Source organism: Streptomyces sp. SM11 (genome assembly GCF_002910905.1).
Classification (GTDB): Bacteria; Actinomycetota; Actinomycetes; order Streptomycetales; family Streptomycetaceae; genus Streptomyces.
On sequence record NZ_NEUE01000257.1, the window covers coordinates 1 to 1,374 of the forward strand.

The window sequence follows — 1,374 nt, forward strand, 5'->3', positions numbered from 1 at the left end:
GCGTAGGACCCGGCCAGTGTCCGTACGGCCGTCTCGTCCGCGCCGGTGACGCGCACCACGAGCGACTCCGGGACGGGTACACCCCGGACCACGGCGGTGGGTGCTTCCTCCAGGATCACATGCGCGTTGACCCCGCCCATCCCGAACGCACTCACCGCACCACGCCGCAGACCGTCCTCAGGACGCGGCCACTCCATGACCCGGTCCGCCAAGAAGAACGGCGTGCCCTCGAAACGAATATGGTCATTGGGCCGCACCACATGCAGCGACGGCGGAACCACACCCCGCTCCATCGACAACAACACCTTCACCAAACCCGCCAGACCCGCCGCCGGCTCCAGATGACCCACATTCCCCTTCAACGAACCAATCGCACAGAACTGCGAACGATCCGTCAGCGCACGCCACGCACGCGTCAACCCCTCGACCTCAATCGGGTCACCCAGACTCGTCCCCGTACCATGCGCCTCCACCATGCCAACCGACTCCACCGGCACCCCCGCATCCGCGAGCGCGGCCGAGATCACCGACTGCTGCGCCGCACTGCTCGGCACCGTCAACCCACTCGTACGGCCACCGTGGTTCACCGCCGTGCCCTTGACGACACCACGCACCCGGTCACCGTCACGCAGAGCCGCCCGCAACGGCTTCAGCACCACCGTCACCACACCCTCACCCGGCACGAACCCGTCCGCACCAGAGTCGAACGGCCGCGAGCGGCCGGAGGACGACAGGGCGCGCAGGTTCCGCATGGCGACGTAGTGCAGCGGGGACATGGCGACCCGGACACCGGCGACGAGGGCCTGCTCGCACTCCCCCGCGCGAATGCTGCGCACCGCCGTGTGCAGCGCCACCAGCGACGACGAGCACAGCGTGTCGATCGTCATGCTCGGCCCGTGCAGATCCAGGAAGAAACTCACCCGGTTCGCCAGGAAGGCGTTGTGGTTGCCCAGACCCGCCGGGGCGTCCAGCTCCGGGGAGAGGTTGTAGTCCTTGTAGTGCTGGTAGCTGGCCCCGACGAACACGCCGGTGGCGGGGATCAGTCCGCGCGGCGGCAGGCCGGCCGACTCCAGCGCCTCCCAGGTGGTGCGGAGCAGCCAGCGAGCCTGCGGGTCGAGCGCCTCGGCCTGCTTGGGGAAGAAGTCGAAGAACCGGGCGTCGAACTCCTCGACGCCGTCGAGGAACCCGCCCATGTCCGGCTCCCGCCCGTCGGCGTACCGGCCCCAGCGGCGTGCCGGCGCGGGGCCGACCCGGTCGCCGGACCCGGCCAGCACGTCCCACAGGCCCTGCGGGTCCGTGGCGCCGGGCAGGGCCACGGCCATCCCGATCACGGCCACGTCGTCGGCGGAGGCGGCCTCGCCGGGGTCCGCGCCG

At 70.7% G+C, this 1,374-nt stretch carries 1 protein-coding gene; it reads right to left on the reverse strand.

The window, feature by feature from the left end; all coding sequences use genetic code 11:
• Nucleotides 1-1,374: polyketide synthase (locus B9S58_RS27610; protein ID WP_146063573.1), on the reverse strand; the 1,374-nt coding region annotated here is incomplete at both ends.